This is a genomic window from Nocardia paucivorans NBRC 100373, assembly GCF_000308675.1.
In the GTDB taxonomy this organism is placed as follows: domain Bacteria; phylum Actinomycetota; class Actinomycetes; order Mycobacteriales; family Mycobacteriaceae; genus Nocardia; species Nocardia paucivorans.
Genome location: NZ_BAGE01000043.1, coordinates 18980 through 36344 on the forward strand (window position 1 = coordinate 18980; position 17365 = coordinate 36344).

General features: G+C 66.8%; 16 protein-coding genes. 6 read left to right on the top strand and 10 right to left on the bottom strand.

Annotated elements, in window-relative coordinates; all coding sequences use genetic code 11:
- Positions 1–33 precede the first annotated feature (33 nt).
- From cobO to mqo, 4 genes are all read right to left on the bottom strand, one after another.
- Entirely contained in the window at positions 34–648 is a 615-nt protein-coding gene (gene cobO, locus ON32_RS14150) for a cob(I)yrinic acid a,c-diamide adenosyltransferase (protein WP_040791387.1), read from the bottom strand.
- A 78-nt stretch (positions 649–726) separates the two neighbouring features.
- On the bottom strand, positions 727–2778 hold the full coding sequence (locus tag ON32_RS14155) for a VWA domain-containing protein (protein ID WP_051133245.1): 2052 nt from the start codon (positions 2776–2778) through the stop codon (positions 727–729).
- Between the two features lie 78 nt (positions 2779–2856).
- A complete protein-coding gene (locus ON32_RS14160; protein WP_040791388.1) occupies positions 2857–3306 on the bottom strand; it encodes a GNAT family N-acetyltransferase in 450 nt (149 codons plus the stop codon).
- Positions 3307–3432: 126 nt separating this feature from the next.
- Positions 3433–4947 (bottom strand): malate dehydrogenase (quinone), encoded by a 1515-nt coding sequence (mqo, locus tag ON32_RS14165; protein WP_040791389.1) that lies wholly within the window; start codon positions 4945–4947, stop codon positions 3433–3435.
- 343 nt (positions 4948–5290) lie between these two features.
- Between mqo and ON32_RS14170 the strand changes: the two genes are divergently transcribed.
- Positions 5291–6310, top strand: coding sequence for an alpha/beta hydrolase (locus ON32_RS14170; RefSeq protein WP_040791426.1), 1020 nt, complete (start codon positions 5291–5293; stop codon positions 6308–6310).
- Between the two features lie 18 nt (positions 6311–6328).
- Here the strand turns inward: ON32_RS14170 and ON32_RS14175 are convergent, their stop codons facing one another.
- The 5 genes from ON32_RS14175 to ON32_RS14195 form a co-directional block, all read right to left on the bottom strand.
- Entirely contained in the window at positions 6329–6892 is a 564-nt protein-coding gene (locus tag ON32_RS14175; protein WP_040791390.1) for a hypothetical protein, read from the bottom strand.
- Between the two features lie 126 nt (positions 6893–7018).
- Entirely contained in the window at positions 7019–8611 is a 1593-nt protein-coding gene (locus ON32_RS14180; protein ID WP_040791391.1) for a cobyric acid synthase, read from the bottom strand.
- The gene (map, locus tag ON32_RS14185; RefSeq protein ID WP_040791392.1) at positions 8608–9471 is read right to left on the bottom strand and encodes a type I methionyl aminopeptidase; all 864 of its coding nucleotides are present in this window, start codon (positions 9469–9471) and stop codon (positions 8608–8610) included. The genes ON32_RS14180 and map overlap by 4 nt, the downstream gene beginning before the upstream one ends.
- 137 nt (positions 9472–9608) lie before the next feature.
- Entirely contained in the window at positions 9609–10424 is an 816-nt protein-coding gene (locus ON32_RS14190; RefSeq protein ID WP_083874512.1) for a GntR family transcriptional regulator, read from the bottom strand.
- 112 nt (positions 10425–10536) lie between these two features.
- Complete coding sequence (locus ON32_RS14195) at positions 10537–10896, bottom strand: DUF4254 domain-containing protein (protein ID WP_040791393.1); 360 nt, start codon at positions 10894–10896, stop codon at positions 10537–10539.
- Positions 10897–11393: 497 nt separating this feature from the next.
- Here ON32_RS14195 and ON32_RS14200 point away from each other — a divergent pair, with 497 nt between their 5' ends.
- The 5 genes from ON32_RS14200 (at position 11394) to ON32_RS14220 (ending at position 15499) form a co-directional block, all read left to right on the top strand.
- A complete protein-coding gene (locus tag ON32_RS14200) occupies positions 11394–12254 on the top strand; it encodes a helix-turn-helix domain-containing protein (RefSeq protein WP_040791394.1) in 861 nt (286 codons plus the stop codon).
- 153 nt (positions 12255–12407) lie between these two features.
- A complete protein-coding gene (locus ON32_RS14205; RefSeq protein WP_040791395.1) occupies positions 12408–13796 on the top strand; it encodes an APC family permease in 1389 nt (462 codons plus the stop codon).
- A gap of 111 nt (positions 13797–13907) precedes the next feature.
- The gene (locus ON32_RS14210; protein ID WP_245551039.1) at positions 13908–14447 is read left to right on the top strand and encodes a hypothetical protein; all 540 of its coding nucleotides are present in this window, start codon (positions 13908–13910) and stop codon (positions 14445–14447) included.
- Between the two features lie 111 nt (positions 14448–14558).
- Positions 14559–15059: a peroxynitrite isomerase gene (locus tag ON32_RS14215; protein WP_040791397.1), complete on the top strand. Its 501-nt coding sequence runs from the start codon at positions 14559–14561 to the stop codon at positions 15057–15059.
- A gap of 215 nt (positions 15060–15274) precedes the next feature.
- Positions 15275–15499: a hypothetical protein gene (locus ON32_RS14220; protein ID WP_040791398.1), complete on the top strand. Its 225-nt coding sequence runs from the start codon at positions 15275–15277 to the stop codon at positions 15497–15499.
- A 41-nt stretch (positions 15500–15540) separates the two neighbouring features.
- Here the strand turns inward: ON32_RS14220 and ON32_RS14225 are convergent, their stop codons facing one another.
- Positions 15541–17328, bottom strand: a complete 1788-nt coding sequence (locus tag ON32_RS14225) for a penicillin-binding transpeptidase domain-containing protein (protein WP_085995193.1) — start codon at positions 17326–17328, stop codon at positions 15541–15543.
- Positions 17329–17365: the final 37 nt, after the last annotated feature.

The window sequence follows — 17365 nt, forward strand, 5'->3', positions numbered from 1 at the left end:
GCACCGATCCGACCGCCACGTGGAACCGGTCGGTCACCATTCGATACCCCGCTGACCCTTGCGGCCGGCATCCATGGGGTGACGGACCTTGGTCATCTCGGTCACCAGGTCGGCGGCCTCGAGCAGGGCGGCGGGGGCATCGCGGCCGGTGACGACCACATGCTGGTTACCGGGCCGCTCGCGCAGGGTGCGGACGACCTCGTCGGTATCGACCCACCCCCACTTCATGGGGTAGGTGAACTCGTCCAGGACATAGAACCGATGTTCCTCGGCCGCGAGCCGGCGGGCGATCTCCCGCCATCCGGCGAGCGCGGCAGCGGCATGATCGGTTTCGGTGCCCCGTTTACGACTCCAGGACCAGCCCTCACCCATTTTGTGCCATTGCACCGGCCCACCCGTACCGGTTTCCTCGTGCAGGCGGCCGAGCGCGCGGAAGGCGGCTTCCTCGCCGACCTTCCATTTGGCGCTCTTGACGAACTGGAACACCGCGATATCGAAACCCTGGTTCCAGGCCCGCAACGCCATGCCGAACGCAGCGGTGGATTTACCTTTGCCCGGGCCGGTGTGTACCGCCAGCACCGGCTGGTTTCTCCGCTGTCTGGTGGTGAGACCGTCGTCGGGGACGGTCTCCGGCACCCCTTTGGGCATCGAAACTCCTTGTCGTGATCGACGGCTCGGATCGTCGAGATCGAATGCGGCGCGATGCCGCGAGGTCGTCGGAAACGGTCAGGCCGCCCGGGCGCTCGGCGTACCGGCCCGAACCACCTCGGCCACCGAATCACCGGTCAATTCCGCCAGCCGCACGGTAACCCCGCGCAGGGCGTGCGCCAGTTCGGCGGCGAGACCGAGGCGGATCATGCCGCGTTCGCAGTCGACGACGATCGAGGTGAGGTTCTCCCGGGCGAGCAGCGCGGCGGCGGTACGGGCCCGGGGCAGCGCATCAGCGCTTCCGGTGGCGCGACCGTCGGTGAGCAGAACCAGCATGGGGCGACGGTGTGGATCGCGGACCCGCTCGACACGTACCACCTCGCGGGCCTTCAGCAACCCGGCCGCGAGCGGGGTCTTGCCGCCGGTGCGGATACCGGAGAGCCGGCGGACGGCGATATCGACCGACGAGGTCGGCGGCAGCACCAGTTCGGCGGCCGCGCCGCGCACGGCGATCACCGCGACCTTGTCCCGGCGCTGATAGGCATCGCGCAGTAGGGCCACGATGGCGTCGGTGACGGCGGTCAACCGATCCCGGGCCGCCATCGAACCGGAGACATCGACCACGAACACCACCAGATTGCCTTCCCGGCCCTCGCGATACGCGCCCCGCAGATCGCCGGGGGCCAACCTCAGCGGTCCGCCACGACGACCACGCGCGTACTGGTGCGGTGCGGCGGCGAAAACGGTGGCCGGCAGATGCAGTCCGCCCGCGGGGTCGGGAATGGCGCGCACGACGCGGCCCTGCCGGGTCCGGGCGCGGGAACGGCGACCGGGGGCGCCTTCGCCGATACCGGGGACCTCCCAGCGCGGCGGCCGGATTCGCGATCCGCTCGTGAGCGCGGGCAGACCCGCCCCGGTTCCGCGGGCGGTGGTGTCGGGGCGATCGTCGCTGTCGGCCTCCCCCGGCCGGTCAGCGGCTTCCGGGGAGCGGTCGCCGCTTCGGCCGGGTGGGGCGTCGGCCGCCTGCGGAGTTTCGCCGCCGCCGGGAGAATCCGGTCCACCGTCGGGGTCGTCGTCCGGGTCGGGCGCGGCATCGTCGCGATTCGCGTCACCGCTCGGCCGTTCACCGGAGTCCCCCACCTGCTCCGCCGCCGAACGCATGGCCTCGTCCAGCTGTTCTTCACTGATCCCCGGCTCGTCGAACGGGTCGCGCCGGCGCCGATGAGGCAGGGCGAGTTCGGCGGCGATCCGCACATCCTCGGCGGTGACGGCGTCGCGACCGCACCATGCGGCGTGCGCGGTGGCGGTGCGGGCGACCACCAGGTCGGCGCGCATACCGTCGACGTCGAACGAAGCGCACAGGGCCGCGATCCGACGCAATTCCGTATCGTCGAGCGTCACCCCGGGCAGGCGGTCGCGCGCGGTGAGAATACGGTCGGCGAGCGCGGCGTCGGCGTCGGCGTAGCGCGCAACGAACCCGGCCGGATCGGCCTCGTACTCGAGCCGGCCGCGAACCACCGCCATCCGAACCTCCACCTCGCGCGAGGCGGCGACATCGACCGTGAGACCGAACCGGTCCAACAGTTGTGGCCGCAGTTCGCCCTCTTCCGGGTTCATGGTGCCGACCAGGACGAACCGGGCCGGATGGGAGTGGGAGACGCCGTCACGTTCGACATGCACCCGACCCATGGCCGCCGCGTCCAGCAACACGTCCACCAGATGGTCGTGCAACAGGTTCACCTCGTCGACGTAGAGCACGCCGTGGTGCGCCGCGGCCAGCAGGCCGGGTCGGAACGCCTGTTCACCGTCGCGCAGCATCCGTTCCAGGTCGAGCGAGCCCATGACCCGGTCCTCGGTGGCGCCCACCGGCAATTCCACCAGCCGGGCGGGACGCGCCCCGGTCTCGTCCACCACCGGCGGCAGCAGCCGTGCCAGCGCGCGCACCACGGTGGATTTCGCGGTGCCCTTCTCCCCGCGGACCAGCACACCGCCGATACCGGGGTGCACGGCGCACAGGAGCAACGCCAACTGCAACCGCTGCTGGCCCACCACGGCCGAGAACGGGAACCCGATATCGTCCCCGCTCACCGCGCTTTCCGAGGCGGAGCGAACGGAACCACGGGACGACAGAGCGGTTTCGGCATGCGACAGTGACACAGCCTCACTCTAAGGCGTCCCGGGCGATACCCCGGGAACGCCCCGCCTCCCTCAGCCCTTGCGCATGGGCACGTGGGGTACGCCGCCCTCGTCGAATTCCGGACCGTCGATCTCGAACCCGTGCTTGGTGTACAGGTCGACCAGATAGGTCTGCGCATTGATCCGCACGGTATGCGACCCGGCCTCGGCGAGCGCGGCCTGCAACAGCCGGGTGGTGTAACCGTGGCCGCGGGCCGGGACCGCGGTACACAGGCGGCCGATGCGGAAGGTCTTCACCCCGTTGTCGTGCTCTTCCCACAACCGCACGGTCGCGATGATCTCGCCTTCGTCGTCCAGCCAGAAATGTCTGGTCTCCGGGAGCAGATCCAGCCCATCCAGCTCCGGGTACGGGCTTTTCTGTTCCACCACGAAGATCTCGACACGAAGCTTCAGCAGCTGATACAGGGTCGCGGTGTCGAGATCCTGCGCCCACGACCGTCGGAGTTGAACCGTTGACATCATCGCGCCTTGCTATCACACTCGGGGCCCATTGCAGAAGTTTTCGGGCCAAGGTGCGGATTTCGTCACCGAATACCGCACCTTGTCGAGACCGAAACCGGTCCGGTGGTAACGACGGGGCCTCCGGTGTTACGAGACGGAGGCGACCCGGCCGACCCGATCGCCGGTGAGATGCAGCGCCTTGGAGGTCCAGTCCCACACCTCGTCGAACAGGGCTTTGTCCTCCGAGAGCTTCACTCCCAGCGACGGCACCATTTCCTTCAACTTCGGGGTCCAGGCCTCGTACTCCCGGGGGAAGCACCGTTCGAGCACATCGAGCATGGCCGTTACACAGGTGGACGCGCCCGGCGAGGCGCCGAGCAGACCGGCGATGGAACCGTCCGCGGAGGCGATCACGGCGGTGCCCAGTTCGAGCACACCGCCCACGCCCTTGCGGCGGATCATCTGCACCCGCTGGCCGGCGGTGATCAGCTCCCAGTCCCGGCCGTCGGCGCGTGGGATGAACTCCTCCATGGTGTACACCCGCCCGGTCTGCGATTTCAGCAGCTCGGTGACGAGGTATTTGACCAGGCCCAGTTCGGTGATGCCGACGCCGAGCATCGGGGTGAGGTTGCCCGGTCGAATCGATTTGAACAGATCGGCGTTGGAACCGTCCTTGAGGAACTTCGGGGTCCAACCGGCGTACGGACCGAACAGCAGACCCGGTTTGCCGTTGATGACGCGGGTGTCCAGATGCGGAACCGACATCGGCGGCGCGCCGACCGCCGCCTTACCGTACACCTTGGCCTCGTGCAGGTTGATCAGCTCGGGGTTGACGCAGCGCAGGAACTGGCCGGATACCGGAAAGCCGGCGAAACCCTTGATCTCACGGATACCGGACTTCTGCAGCAGCGGCAGCGCACCGCCCCCGGCGCCGACGAAGACGAATTTGGCGTGCACGGTGCGCTTGTGTCGGGTGCGCAGATTGCGTACCACGACCTTCCAGCCACCGTCCCGCTGCTTGGTGAGATCGAGTACCTCGTGTCCGAAGGCGATCTCGGCGCCGGTCGTGCCGATATAGGCGAGCAGTTCCTTGGTGAGTGTGCCGAAGTTGATATCGGTGCCACCATCGGTCCAGTTGAGGGCGATGGGATCGCTGAAGTCGCGACCGCGGGCCATAAGCGGCAGCCGGCGGGCGAATTCATCGGGGCTGTCGATGAATTCCATACCCGGGAACAGCGGGTTCGGAGCCAGCGCCTCGTAGCGCTTGCGCAGATACTGCACATCGTCGGCGCCGTGCACGAAGCTGACGTGCGGAATGGGGTTGATGAAACCGGACGGATCACCGAGGATCCCGTTCTCCACCGCATAGGCCCAGAACTGCCGGGAGACCTGGAACCGTTCGTTGATATCGATGGCCTTGGTGACATCCACCGAGCCGTCCGGTTTCTGTGGGCTGTAATTGAGCTCACACAGTGCCGAGTGCCCGGTGCCCGCGTTGTTCCACGGATCGCTGCTCTCGGCGGCGGCGGCGTCCAACCGTTCGAACACCGTGATCGACCATTCCGGCTGGAGCCGGCGCAGCAACGCACCCAGGGTGGCGCTCATGATGCCGGCACCGATGAGAACGACATCGGTCTTTTCGGTCTGGGCAGTGTTCGGCACGGTGATCGACTTTCTCGTCCTGGTGCGCGGGGCACGCCTCTCGGGTGTCCCCCGCCTGGGCACGGGTGCTATGCGGTTGTGACGAAGGCCCGTCGGTGGCGGCTTTCGCTGTACGGCGCGGCCTTCGGTCCTGGAACCAAAGGAGCGGCGGGATGTAGGTTACCCGTCGTTCACCTAAGCCCAATTGTGCACCTCGTTACCCCATATACCTGCAGCGAGGAGGCGGATTGTGACGTAAATTCCTCCCCGCCGTTCCGAATACACACGGCCGAGACGGAGGCAGAGGTACCGGCAGGAGGTATCGCATACATTGGTTTCCGTGACGAACGAGACCGCGGTCGATATGTCCGATACGGACCGTGCCGACCTCTGGCGGCCGGACATCCTCGGCACCGACTATCAGCAGCGCACCCTCGATCTGGGAGCCGACCCGGACGGGGAGGGCGAGATCTTCGCCACTCTGGTCCGACATCTGCCCGACACCCGACCCGAGGCCACCGCCGACGCGGTGCTGTACGTGCACGGTTTCACCGACTATTTCTTCCAGAAACATCTGGCCGAGCACCTCACCGCGCGCGGGCACCGCTTCTACGCGCTGGACCTGCGCAAGTGTGGGCGTTCCCTACGGAGCGGACAAAGCCCGCACTTCATCAGTGATCTGGCGCTCTACGACGCCGAACTGAACGAGTCGCTCCGGCTCATCCGCGCGGAAACCGGTTCATCGGTGCTGGTGATGGCCCATTCGACGGGCGGTCTGATCACCTCGCTGTGGCTGGATCGGCTCAACCGGACCGGGGGGACGGTGGCGGCCGGAATCAGCGGGGTGGTTCTCAACAGCCCGTGGTTCGATCTGCAGGGGCCGCCGTACCTGCGCAGCGCCGGCGTCACCCGACTCATCGATGTCGTGGGCCGGGTCCGGGGCCGGGCTCCCATAGCGCTGGCCAAAACCACCTCCTACGGCGACAGCCTGCACCACACCGCCTCCGGGGAATGGGAATACAACCTGGACTGGAAACCGCTGCCCGGCTTCCCGGTGCGCTTCGGCTGGCTGCGGGCCATCCGGCGCGGACACGCACAGCTGCACCGTGGTCTGAACATCGGGGTTCCGGCGCTGCTGTTGCGCTCCCGGGCGACGAAGTTCGCGCCGTCCTACTGCCCCGAGGTGGATACGGCCGACGCGGTACTCGATGTGCGGCAGATCCAGCGCTGGGCCGGGTGCCTGGGCGACCGGACCAATATCGTGCCGATCGATGGCGCCCGTCACGACGTGTTCCTGTCCGCGGCCGAACCGCGAGCGGCCGCGTTCGCGGAACTGGACTCCTGGCTGGACTGGCTGACGGAGTATCGCCGCAGCCGGACCTGAGGTATCACCGCATACCGGTCACCACAGGCTGGTGCGCAATACGATCTCGGTGGTGAACTCCTGATCGGCCTCGGTGGCGACATTGTCGACGTCCAGGTCCACGACCCGGAATTCGCCGTAGACATAGCGACCGGAGGCGTCGGCCACCGAGCGGGGTAGTTGTTTGGTCACCAGCACGGTGGTGGGCAGTTCCACCGCCTTACAGTCCGGATCCAGAACGGCACCACCGGCATCGGGGATCGCTGGATGTCCACGGTCGGCGATCACGAGGCTGACGAACCGGCCGAACCCGCTCGCGCACACTTTCCACGCCACGGTGGCGCCCGCGCCGCGACCGGCGACGTTCACCCATGACACCCCGATATCGTCGAGCGTCGCGTACACCCCCGCCGTATCCAGGCCCTCGGCCGTTTCGAACACAATGGTTTGCAGTTCGGAGCTGTGCAGTCGAGCGCATACCCGGTCGTAGACGTCCGGGGGGTCCCCCGTATCGGGCAGCAACAGCACACTGTGCTGCGTCACCGGTCCGTCGACCCGCACCGTCCAGGCTCGGTCGCCGACCGCGATGCGCCGAGATTTCATGCCGAACGACGCTACACCGCACGCGGGCGCCGGGGTAGCACTCGCGAGAAACCGCCGGTGGATCGTAATCGCCGAGCCCTGGGAATCACAGGCCGGCGACGAGCGAACCGCGCCGCGACCGGCGGATCAGTCGACGCCGGAACAAGCGGCGAGCCCAGGGACGAGCACCGGCAGATCCGCCGGCGCTCCCTCGACGAGGAGCCGTTCCAGTTCGGTCAGGTCGAGGTGCTCGGCGACGAGATCGGCGAGCAGGTCCAGTTGCCCCGCGCGAACCGCCGCCACGCGAGTGTCCGGGGCGACCGTGAACCCGGTGCGACCGGCGCGTGCGGCGACCTCGGCGAGCCAGGTCCGACGGAAGTCGTCCGATTCCAGCAGCCCGTGCAGATGGGTGCCCCAGAGCGCGCCGCGCACGGCGCCCTCGCCGGTGTCCGGGTCGTCGCCGATCCGCAGCCAGGGAGTTTCCGCGAGATGACGAACCCGCCCGTGATGAATCTCGTATCCCTGACCGGATATGCCCGCGACCGCGGTTCCGGGCGCGCCGACGACCGAAGTACGCCGCAGAACCTTCGGTTCGGCGAATTCGACCTCCATATCGAACAGTCCGAGTCCCACCGTCTCGGCGGTCCCGGACTCCACCCGATCGGTGATCCGGCGGCCGAGCATCTGATATCCACCGCAGATCCCCAGGATCGGTCGGTCCGCCGCCGCCCGCCGCCGCAGCGCATCCGCGAGACCGGTGCGTCGCAGCCAGGCCAGATCGTCGACGGTGGCCTTGCTCCCGGGCAGCACCACCAGGTCGGCGTCGGCGAGCCGGGAGGGTTCGCTCACCCAACGCACCGCAACCCCCGGTTCACAGGCGAGCGCCTCGATATCGGTGGAGTTGGAGATTCGGGGCAACCGCACGGCGGCGACGGTGAGCCAGTCGGCGCCCCGCGGTGGTGCGGGGCGCCCGACCGGCGCGTCCGCCACGGTACCGAGCGAGTCCTCGGCGTCGATCCAGAGTTCGTCCCGGTAGGGCAGCACCCCCAGGGTGGGGCGGCCGGTGAGCTCGGCGAGCCGATCCAGACCCGGCCGCAGCAGTTCCACATCGCCACGGAACTTGTTGACCACGAAACCGGCAACGAGCCGCTGATCGTCCGGTTCGAGCACGGCGAGGGTGCCGAACAGGTGCGCGAGCACACCTCCGCGGTCGATATCGCCGACCACCAGCACCGGCAGTTCGGCCGCCCGGGCCAGACCCATATTCGCCAGATCGGTGGCGCGCAGGTTGATCTCGGCGGGGGAACCCGCGCCCTCGCAGATCACCACATCGAACTCGGCGCGCAGGGCGGCCAGTTCGGCGGCCACCACCTCTCGTAACCGCCGCCGGTGTCGGAAATAGTCGCGGGCCCCCACCGTGTCCACGGCCACACCGCGTACCACCAGTTGTGAGCGTCGGTCGCTGCCCGGTTTGAGCAGAATCGGATTGAACCGCACACTCGGTTCCAGTCCGCAGGCGCGGGCCTGGAGCGCCTGGGCACGACCGATCTCGCCGCCGTCGAGGGTGACGACGGAGTTGTTCGACATGTTCTGCGCTTTGAACGGCGCCACCCGCACCCCCTGCCGGGCCAGCATTCGGCAGATCCCGGCGACGAGCACACTCTTACCCGCGTCGGAGGTGGTGCCGGCGATCAGCAGCGCACCCCGGAGACCGGATCGGGTGCCGGGGGGCGAGGTCACGGCAGAGTGAGGATTTCCGCGCCGGTTTCGGTGACCACCAGGGTGTGCTCGAACTGGGCGGTCCACTTGCGATCCTTGGTGACCACGGTCCACCCGTCGTCCCAGATCTCGTAGGCGATACCACCCAGGTTGATCATGGGCTCGATGGTGAAGGTCATCCCGGGTTCGATGATGGTGTCCACGGCGGGCTGGTCGTAGTGCAGGATCACCAGCCCACTGTGGAAGGTCGGTCCGACCCCGTGGCCGGTGAAATCACGCACCACGCCGTAACCGAAACGGTTGGCGTAGGACTCGATGACCCGCCCGATCACATTGAGCGCCCGCCCGGGCCGCACGGCCTTGATGGCGCGCATGGTGGCCTCTTCGGTGCGTTCGACGAGCAGCCGGACCTCCTCGTCGACATCACCCGCGAGGAAGGTGGCATTGGTGTCGCCGTGCACGCCGTGGATATAGGCGGTGACATCGATATTGACGATGTCACCGTCGGCGATGACGGTGGTATCGGGGATGCCGTGGCAGATCACCTCGTTGAGTGAGGTGCAGCATGATTTCGGGAAACCCTTGTAGCCGAGCGTCGAGGGGTAGGCGCCGTGATCGCACAGGTATTCGTGCACGATCCGGTCCAGTTCGTCGGTGGTAACCCCCGGCGCCACCGCCTTTCCGGCCTCGGCCAGGGCCTGCGCCGCCAACCGGCCGGCGATCCGCATCTTCTCGATGGTCTCCGGGGTCTGCACCCACGGCTCGTGTCCTTCGTTGGCGGTGGGTTTCCACGCGTACTCCGGTCGCTCGATACCGCGGGGCACCTCGCGGATGGGGGTGGGAGTTCCGGGGACTAGCGGCTGACGGGTACGCACGGACATGTCTCCAGAGTATCCGGCCCGGTCGCCGGGGGCGTCGCTACGGCGGGCGAAGGCATATCCGCGTCCGCCTCCGGAGCGCGCCGGACCGATATCCGGGTGAGAACGGATATCGCGCGACGGAGCCGGGAAGCGTCGGTTCAGTGGTCGGCGATGCCGAGACGCGCCTCGAACGCTATCCGGTCACCGCGGTACAACGCACTCATCCGTTCGATGGGTCGACCGCCGGCATCCACACTGCGCCGAGTGAGCAGCATCAGGGGTATTCCGGGACCGCAGCCGAGCAGGGCGGTCTCCCGGGCGCCGGCGAGTACGGTCTCGATACGTTCGGTCGCACCGCAGTATTCGATCCCGGAATCGCTGATCGTGGTGTACAGCGAGGTGGTCGGATCGAATCCGGCGCGCAGCCAGCCGAATCGATCCAGCGAGAGATAGGTGGTCTCCAGGCCGATCGGTTCGTCGTCGGCCAGCAGTATCCGTTCCAGACACATCACCGGTGTGCCCACGGCCAGATCGAGATCGCGGGCGACCTCCCCCTCGGCGGGCCGGTCTTCCCAGGACAGCAGCGCCCGACCGGATTTCCAGCCGGGTCGGGCGGCCATATCGGCCATGGAATCCAGGGCGAGCGGCTGCACCAGTTTCGGCCGCGCCACCACCGTACCGCGACCGGCCTTGCGAATCCGGCCGGCCACCACGAGATCTCGCAGTGCCTGGCGGACGGTTTCCCGGGCGACGCCGAACCGGGCGGACAGCTCCCGTTCCGCCGGCACCGGATCCCCCGCGTGCAACTCGGCGAGCAACCGTTCGATCGCATCGCGCACCTGGTGCACCTTCGATCGGGTATCGGCGCCGGGCTGCTCGGGATTCACCGCATCCGCGTGGTGCGTTTCGAGGGCGCGCTGCCGAAAGAGCCGGGCGCGGCCGGTGTACGGGGGTTCCCCTTCCAACGATTCCATGGCGGTCAACCCATCGCGTTAATTGGTCTAGACCAATAATGAATCACGCTTCGCCCCGGAGCATACCTACCGGTTCGGTTCATGCCCGGAGGGCGAGGACTACCGGGCACGGTTACCGCGCGGGAAGGCGTCGACGTCCGTCGATCACATCGGCGACCAAATCCGTATATCCATCGACCAATTCGGCCAGGTGATACCAGTGTTTGTGGGTATTGTCGCTGCGTACGCCATCGATATCGATCGCCCGATTGGCCTCCACCCAACTGCGGGCCATCCGGTCGATCACCGCGCCGAGGCTCTCGGTGTGCAGCGCCGCACCGCACCGATGCCGGGGGACCTGCTGCGCGATCCACTCGTTGATATCCGCCACGAGTCGCGCACGCCGCGAATCCATCTCGGCGAGTTGAGCCGGGTCGCCGACCTGTGCGCGCCGCCGGTGCAGTTCCACCAGGGCTCGCGCGGAGCGCAACATGGCACGGTCCTCGAACCTTCTACCTTGGAACGCGCACAACAACTGAGGTGCGGTGGGCAACTCCGCTGCGGTCGGTGCACTCATCTGCACCTCGCGGAATCACCCTGTACCTGCACATTCTGTACGACCATCATCGACTCTCGATTCGGTTGTCCCGGCCATCGGATCGGTAGCTCACAACTAGGCTAACTGGATCATGCTCTTACAGATGCAAGAACACAAGAATGCATTCTCTCGGCTGCGTTCGATATGTTCTTGCGCCGGCAGGTGATTCCCCCGGCACGGCCCGGTCGTATCGACCGGTGGCCTGTCGAGCCCCCTCGCCGCGCTCGACCGTCCCATACGAGCCATCGGGGCCGAACCGATGGCGTTCTCACACCGGTATATTGACCGAAACCAGCCGATCTTCCCTCACGAATACGTGTCAACACCCCTGCGGGAACACGAGAATCAGGCCGCAACAGTGCGAACCGCGTAGCGGAAGCGAAAGGAAGGCCATGGCGGGCAAACGCACCATCCTCACCGCGGGCTTGCGCCGACTGTCGGTGCTGCTGCTGGAAATGCGAGAAAACGCCGGCCTGACCAAGGAAGAGGTCAGCGCCCGAACCGGGATCAATGTCACGACGCTCTATCGCATCGAGACGGCACAGGCGCGGCCGCAGCGGCGCACCCTGATGACGATGCTGGATCTCTACGGTGTGAGCGAGGAACGGCGCCAAGACGCATTGACACTGCTCTCGGACGCCCAGAAACCGGGAATGTCCCGTCCGTACGAGGCCAGCCTCTCCGAAGTGTATGCGGCGTACATCAATTTCGAGTCGGTGGCGCTTTCGGCCCGGCACTACCAGACCTCGTTCATCCCCGGCCTGTTGCAGACCGAACAGTACGCGATGGCGGTCATCGATACCTGTATGCCGAAACTCGAGCCCGCGGTCCTGGAACGCCGCGCCCGCGCCCGAATGGACCGCGCGGCCGTATTGAGCAAGGACGAACCCCTGGAACTGTGGGTGGTCCTGGACGAAGCGGCCATTCGGCGGGTGGTCGGCGGACCGGAGGTGATGAGCGGTCAGCTACGCCGGCTGGGCGAGGAAACCAAGCGCAAGAACGTGATCCTGCAGATCCTTCCGTTCGACGCGGGAGCGCACCCCGGCATGATCGGATCCTTCACGATTCTGGACTTCCCCGACCCGGCCGATCCGGAGCTGGTCTACGCCGAGGGGATCGCCGGGGACGCGCTCATCGAAGGACATACCGAGATCCGGCGATTCGGCGTCATTTTCGACCAGTTGCGCGCAATGGCGTTGAGCCCGAGGGATTCCGCGATCATGATCGCCGAAGCGGCAGAACGCATGGGTTGAGGTCCACAATGGACATATCACGCGGCACCGGCACCGAACACCTCCGATCACCGGTCTGATCCGCAGGCCGAACGGGTACTCCTGTCAACACGATCACCGTCCGGGCGGTCACCTGCCGTTCATCTCGCGAGCCATACGGAAATGAGGGGTTCCATGGCCGATACACCTGCCACGCCCGGCGCCCGGCGATCACCGGAACTGAAGCGGGTCATGGGTCCGGGACTCCTCCTGCTGTTCGTCGTCGGGGATATTCTCGGCACCGGCATCTACGCACTGACCGGACAGATCTCGGCCGAGGTGGGGGGCGCGGTGTGGGTTCCCTTCCTGGTCGCGTTCGCGGTCGCGCTGGTCACCGCGCTCAGTTATCTGGAGTTGGTCACCAAGTATCCGGAGGCGGCGGGTGCGGCCCTCTACACGCACAAGGCGTTCGGCCTCCACTCCCTCACCTTCATGGTGACCTTCACGGTGATGTGTTCCGGTATCACCTCCGCCGCCACGGCCGCGCGGGCCTTCGCGTCGAATCTCGCGCAGGCCTTCGAATTCGACCTCGGAACCGCCATTGGAACGACCCTCGTCGCCTCGGCGTTCATGACGGCGATCGCGGCGCTCAATCTGCGCGGCGTGAGCGAGAGCGTCAAGGCCAATGTGCTGTTGACCTGTGTGGAATTGTCGGGTCTGTTGATCGTCATCGTGGTGGGCCTGTGGGCATTGGGTTTCGGCAACGGCGACTTCGGGCGGGTGATCGATTTCTCCACCGGTGACCGTTCCGCCGTGGGTGGGGTGATCGCCGCCACCACCCTCGCCTTCTACGCCATGGTCGGTTTCGAGGACTCGGTGAACATGGCCGAGGAGACCAAGGAACCCAGCCGGATCTTCCCGAAGGTGCTGTTGGCCGGTCTGGTGCTCACCGCGCTGATCTACGTTCTGGTCTCGATCACCGCCGTGGCGCTGGTCCCGCCGGAACAGCTCGCCGAAGGCAATACCCCACTGCTGCGGGTCGTCGAGACCGGAGCACCCGGATTCCCGATTCAGGTCTTCGCGTTCATCTCGATGGCCGCGGTGGCCAATTCGGCGCTGATCAATATGCTGATGGCCGGTCGGCTGCTGTACGGCATGGCCCGGCACCGGGTGCTTCCGGAACCGTTGGGGCGGGTGCATTCTCGGCGACGCACCCCTCATATCGCAATCGTGTTCACCACCGTATTGGCGCTGGGGCTGATCGCCTTCGCGGGCGAGGTGCCGCAATTGGGTGGGACCACCGCCCTGCTGTTGCTCGGGGTCTTCACCATCGTGAACATCGCCGTCCTGGTGCTGCGCCGCGACGAAGTACCGCACGAACATTTCCGCACCCCGACGCTCCTGCCGGTGATCGGGGCGCTCGCCTGTGCGTATCTGGTGACACCGTTCACCGATCGAGATCCCCGACAGTACGCCGTCGCGGGGGTGCTGCTGCTGATCGGTGCCGCGCTGGGAGTGGTGAACCGTATATTCGGGCGGAGGTCCGAGGACGGTCCCCTCGACCCGGCGATCGACGTGAAGTGATCCCGCCGCCGACATTCCCCATGGCAAACCGGACCGGTGCGTCCGGTCACCGGAGAAAAGCGTCGATCGTGGACATGACGGGCGCCCGAACGATCGGTAACGTATTCGCCGATGACAAGTATGGAAGCCAGGTTTCGCGATGCGGCCGGGACCGTTCCGCTACCCGATCCGTGGGACCTCAACGCCTACCTCGCCGCGGTGGCCAAGTACCGGAAGCGACCGTTGTCGCTACAGCCGGTGCACCGGTCGGCCCTGGCCGATATCGGCTGCGGCGGTAACGGGCTGTGGATCGCCCGCAGACACGATGACATCATCGTCTGCGATTCCGCGGCCACCGGTCGCAACGCCGAACACATCGTGTTACACGCCGTCGGCCATATGCTGCTCGGTCACTACGGCACGAACCCGTCGACGGAACCCGACGCCGAACAGACCCGTATCTCCTTCAGCGCGCTCGACCCGGCGCTGATCGATGCGCTCTCGACAATTGCGCCCGGGTCCATCGAGCAGATCCTCGGCCGCGATGATTTCGGCCCGGAACGCGAACAGGAGGCAGGGGTCTTCGCGGAGATGACCATGGTTTACGCCGCGCTACCCCGACGCCGGAGTCGGTCGTTCTGGCCGTTCGGTCGCAGAAGGCAACGGGGCTGACCGGACGGAAACGACCGGCACCCGGTAGCGCCGGCGGTCCCGCCACGGCCGCGGACGGCGGCCGGACCGTCGCGACGAGCCCGCCCGGCGACGTCCACTAGGCTCGTCGCCGTGGCCGAAGCGCAACCGAGCATCGCTGTGCATCCCGATATCGCCCCTCTGTCCGGTCTGCTGGGAACCTGGCGCGGCTCCGGCGCGGGCGAATATCCCACTATCGAGCCATTCGGCTATCTGGAGGAGATCGAATTCGGCCATACCGGCCGTCCCTTCCTCACCTACCGGCAACGCACCCGCTCCACCGAGGACGACCGTCCCCTGCACGCGGAAACCGGATATCTGCGCTGCCCGGGTTCCGACCGGGTGGAACTCGTCCTCGCACACCCCACGGGTATCACCGAGATCTGTGCGGGACCGTTGACGGTAACCGATGACGGGGGGATCCGACTGGAACTGAAATCCACCACCATCGGCCGCACCGGCACAGCGAAACCGGTGAGCGAACTCGGCCGCTCGATCCACCAATACGGCGACGTTATCGAGTACACGTTACGCATGGCCGCCGTCGGCCGCCCTCTACAGCATCATCTGGCGGCCACGCTGCACAGAATCTGAACAGGCCGTCACGATTCGATCACGGGCACGAGGCGATCATCACGATTCGTGTCGATCGGTCCTCTCCTGGGCCCTCCACCTTGTCTTGCCGGCTATACGGGCTTAATTTGGCCTCAACGGCAAATTGCCAGAAAACAACTTCCGGATTGCGCAACCGCGAAGGAACCGCTCGATCTCTCCTACCTGACGAAATCTTCGATCCGAGGGAGTCGGATATGAAGCGTGTCACTCTCGCTCTCGTCACAGCCGGAATGATTCTGGGCGGCGCCGGTGTCGTCGAAATCCTCGATACCGATATCACGAGCTCGGCGCCGGTATTCTCCCCCGACGACCCCAAAGAGGTCACCATACCCAGGCCGGTCGACGACAGAACGGTCGAACTCGTCGATCTGGTCTACCGGGACGCGACCTGGCTCGGCCTCTCCGGCGCCATCCCGTGACATCACCCGGTGGCGAGCGGGGCGAGTTCGGCAACCCGAACTCAGTAACCCGGCGGAAGCGCCGTCAGCATGTCCCGGGTGACGGCCACCGCATGGTCGGAACTACCCCCCTCGACCAATAGCGTCGCGAAAGCCAGGTCACCGCGATAGCCGACGAACCAGGAATGCGCCCCGCCGGGGACCTCGGCCTCACCGGTTTTACCGAAGACCTCGCCCTGATCCGCGATCCGCGCCGCGGTACCGCCGGTGACGACCATCCGCATCATCGTCCGCAGCCCGTCGATCACCGCCGGATCAATCGTCGGGTGGTTGCCGACGACCTCGGTTTCCCGACCCCCGATCAGATACGGCACCGGCGTGGACCCGTGTGCGATCGTCGCCGCGAGCATAGCCATCCCGAACGGGCTGACCACCACCTTGCCCTGTCCGATACCGTCCTCGACCCGTTGGGTCCGGTCCCGGGCCGGCGGAACCGAACCGGAGAAGGTCGGCAGCCCCGCCACCGTGTAATCGGGCCCGATTCCCAATGCCGCCGCGGTATCGTGCAACGCCTCTGCCGGTAATTTTCCGGCGAGTATCGCGAACGAGGTATTGCACGACCGTTCGTAAGCGGTGGCCATGGGCACCTCCCCGATGGAGAAATGGTGATGATTGGGGATGGTGCGTTCGCCGATCACGGTTGTGCTCGGACACGGCAACACGGTTTCCGGGGTGGCCAGACCGGCGGTCATGGCCGCCGCGGCGGTCACCGTCTTGAACACCGACCCGGGCGGATATTGGCCGATGGTGGCCACCGGTCCCTCCCGGTCCGCGGCCCGATTCTGCGCGACGGCCAGAATTCCGCCGGTGGACGGTTGCAACACCACCATCATGGCCTGTTCGGTGCGCGCGTCGACCGCGCGCTGAGCGGCGTTCTGCACATTGCGGTCCACGCTCAGCGCGAACGAGGGAGCCGGTTGCGCCGGCACCTCGTGCAGCACCCCCGTCTCCACCCCGTTGGCATTGCGCACGACCACACTCCAGCCCGCCTTACCGTCCACTTCGTCGATGACGGCCTGCCGCACCTGGGCCAGCAGGTCCGGGGCGAAATCCCGGTCGGTGGGCGCCATCCCCCACTCCTCGGTCACCTGCACCCCCGGTAGGTCGCGCAGTTGCGCGCCGACCTGGCCGAACTCGCTCTCGCTCAATCGGATCAGGGTGTGGACGCCGCCGTCCCGGCGGGTCGCGTTCAGGATCTGCTCGGTTGTCAGCTGCCGATCGAAGCGATGTAATGCCGCCGACAGCGCATCGGCCGTGGCGTGCGGATCCACGGCATCGGCGAGAGTGAACGTCACCCGCGACAAAGTGCCCGGCACCAGCACATCGCTCCCCGACTGTTCGTTCACCCGGGCCCGGGGCGCGGGATCCACGCGGAAAGCTAGGGTTTGGGTGTCACCGAGACGCGGGTGTACCACGGACGAACTCCACCGCACCTTCCATCGGCCGTCGCTGCGCCCCATCTGCAACCGGCCGGTGTAGGTCCATACGCGGTCCTTCGGCAATCGCCACCGGTAGGTGTAGTCGACGACGGCGATATCCCCGGTGATGCGCGCCGAGCCGGTCTGCGCCGAAAGCTCTTCGGCCCGGAGTTGTTCCCACGCCGACAGCAGTACCGCGTGGGCGGTTTCGGGGACGGTGGTGCGGGCGGCGGCGGTGTCGATGTCCCGGGCGGCGAAGGCTGCGAGAAACGCGTCCGCCGCGGGCAGCGGCCCACTTCGAACCGAGGCACAACCGGAGGCCGCGATCGTGAACATCGCGGCTGTCAGCACGAGGACCAGGCGGATCGGCATCGCGACCGATCGTAACGATCGAATACCGAAAATCCGC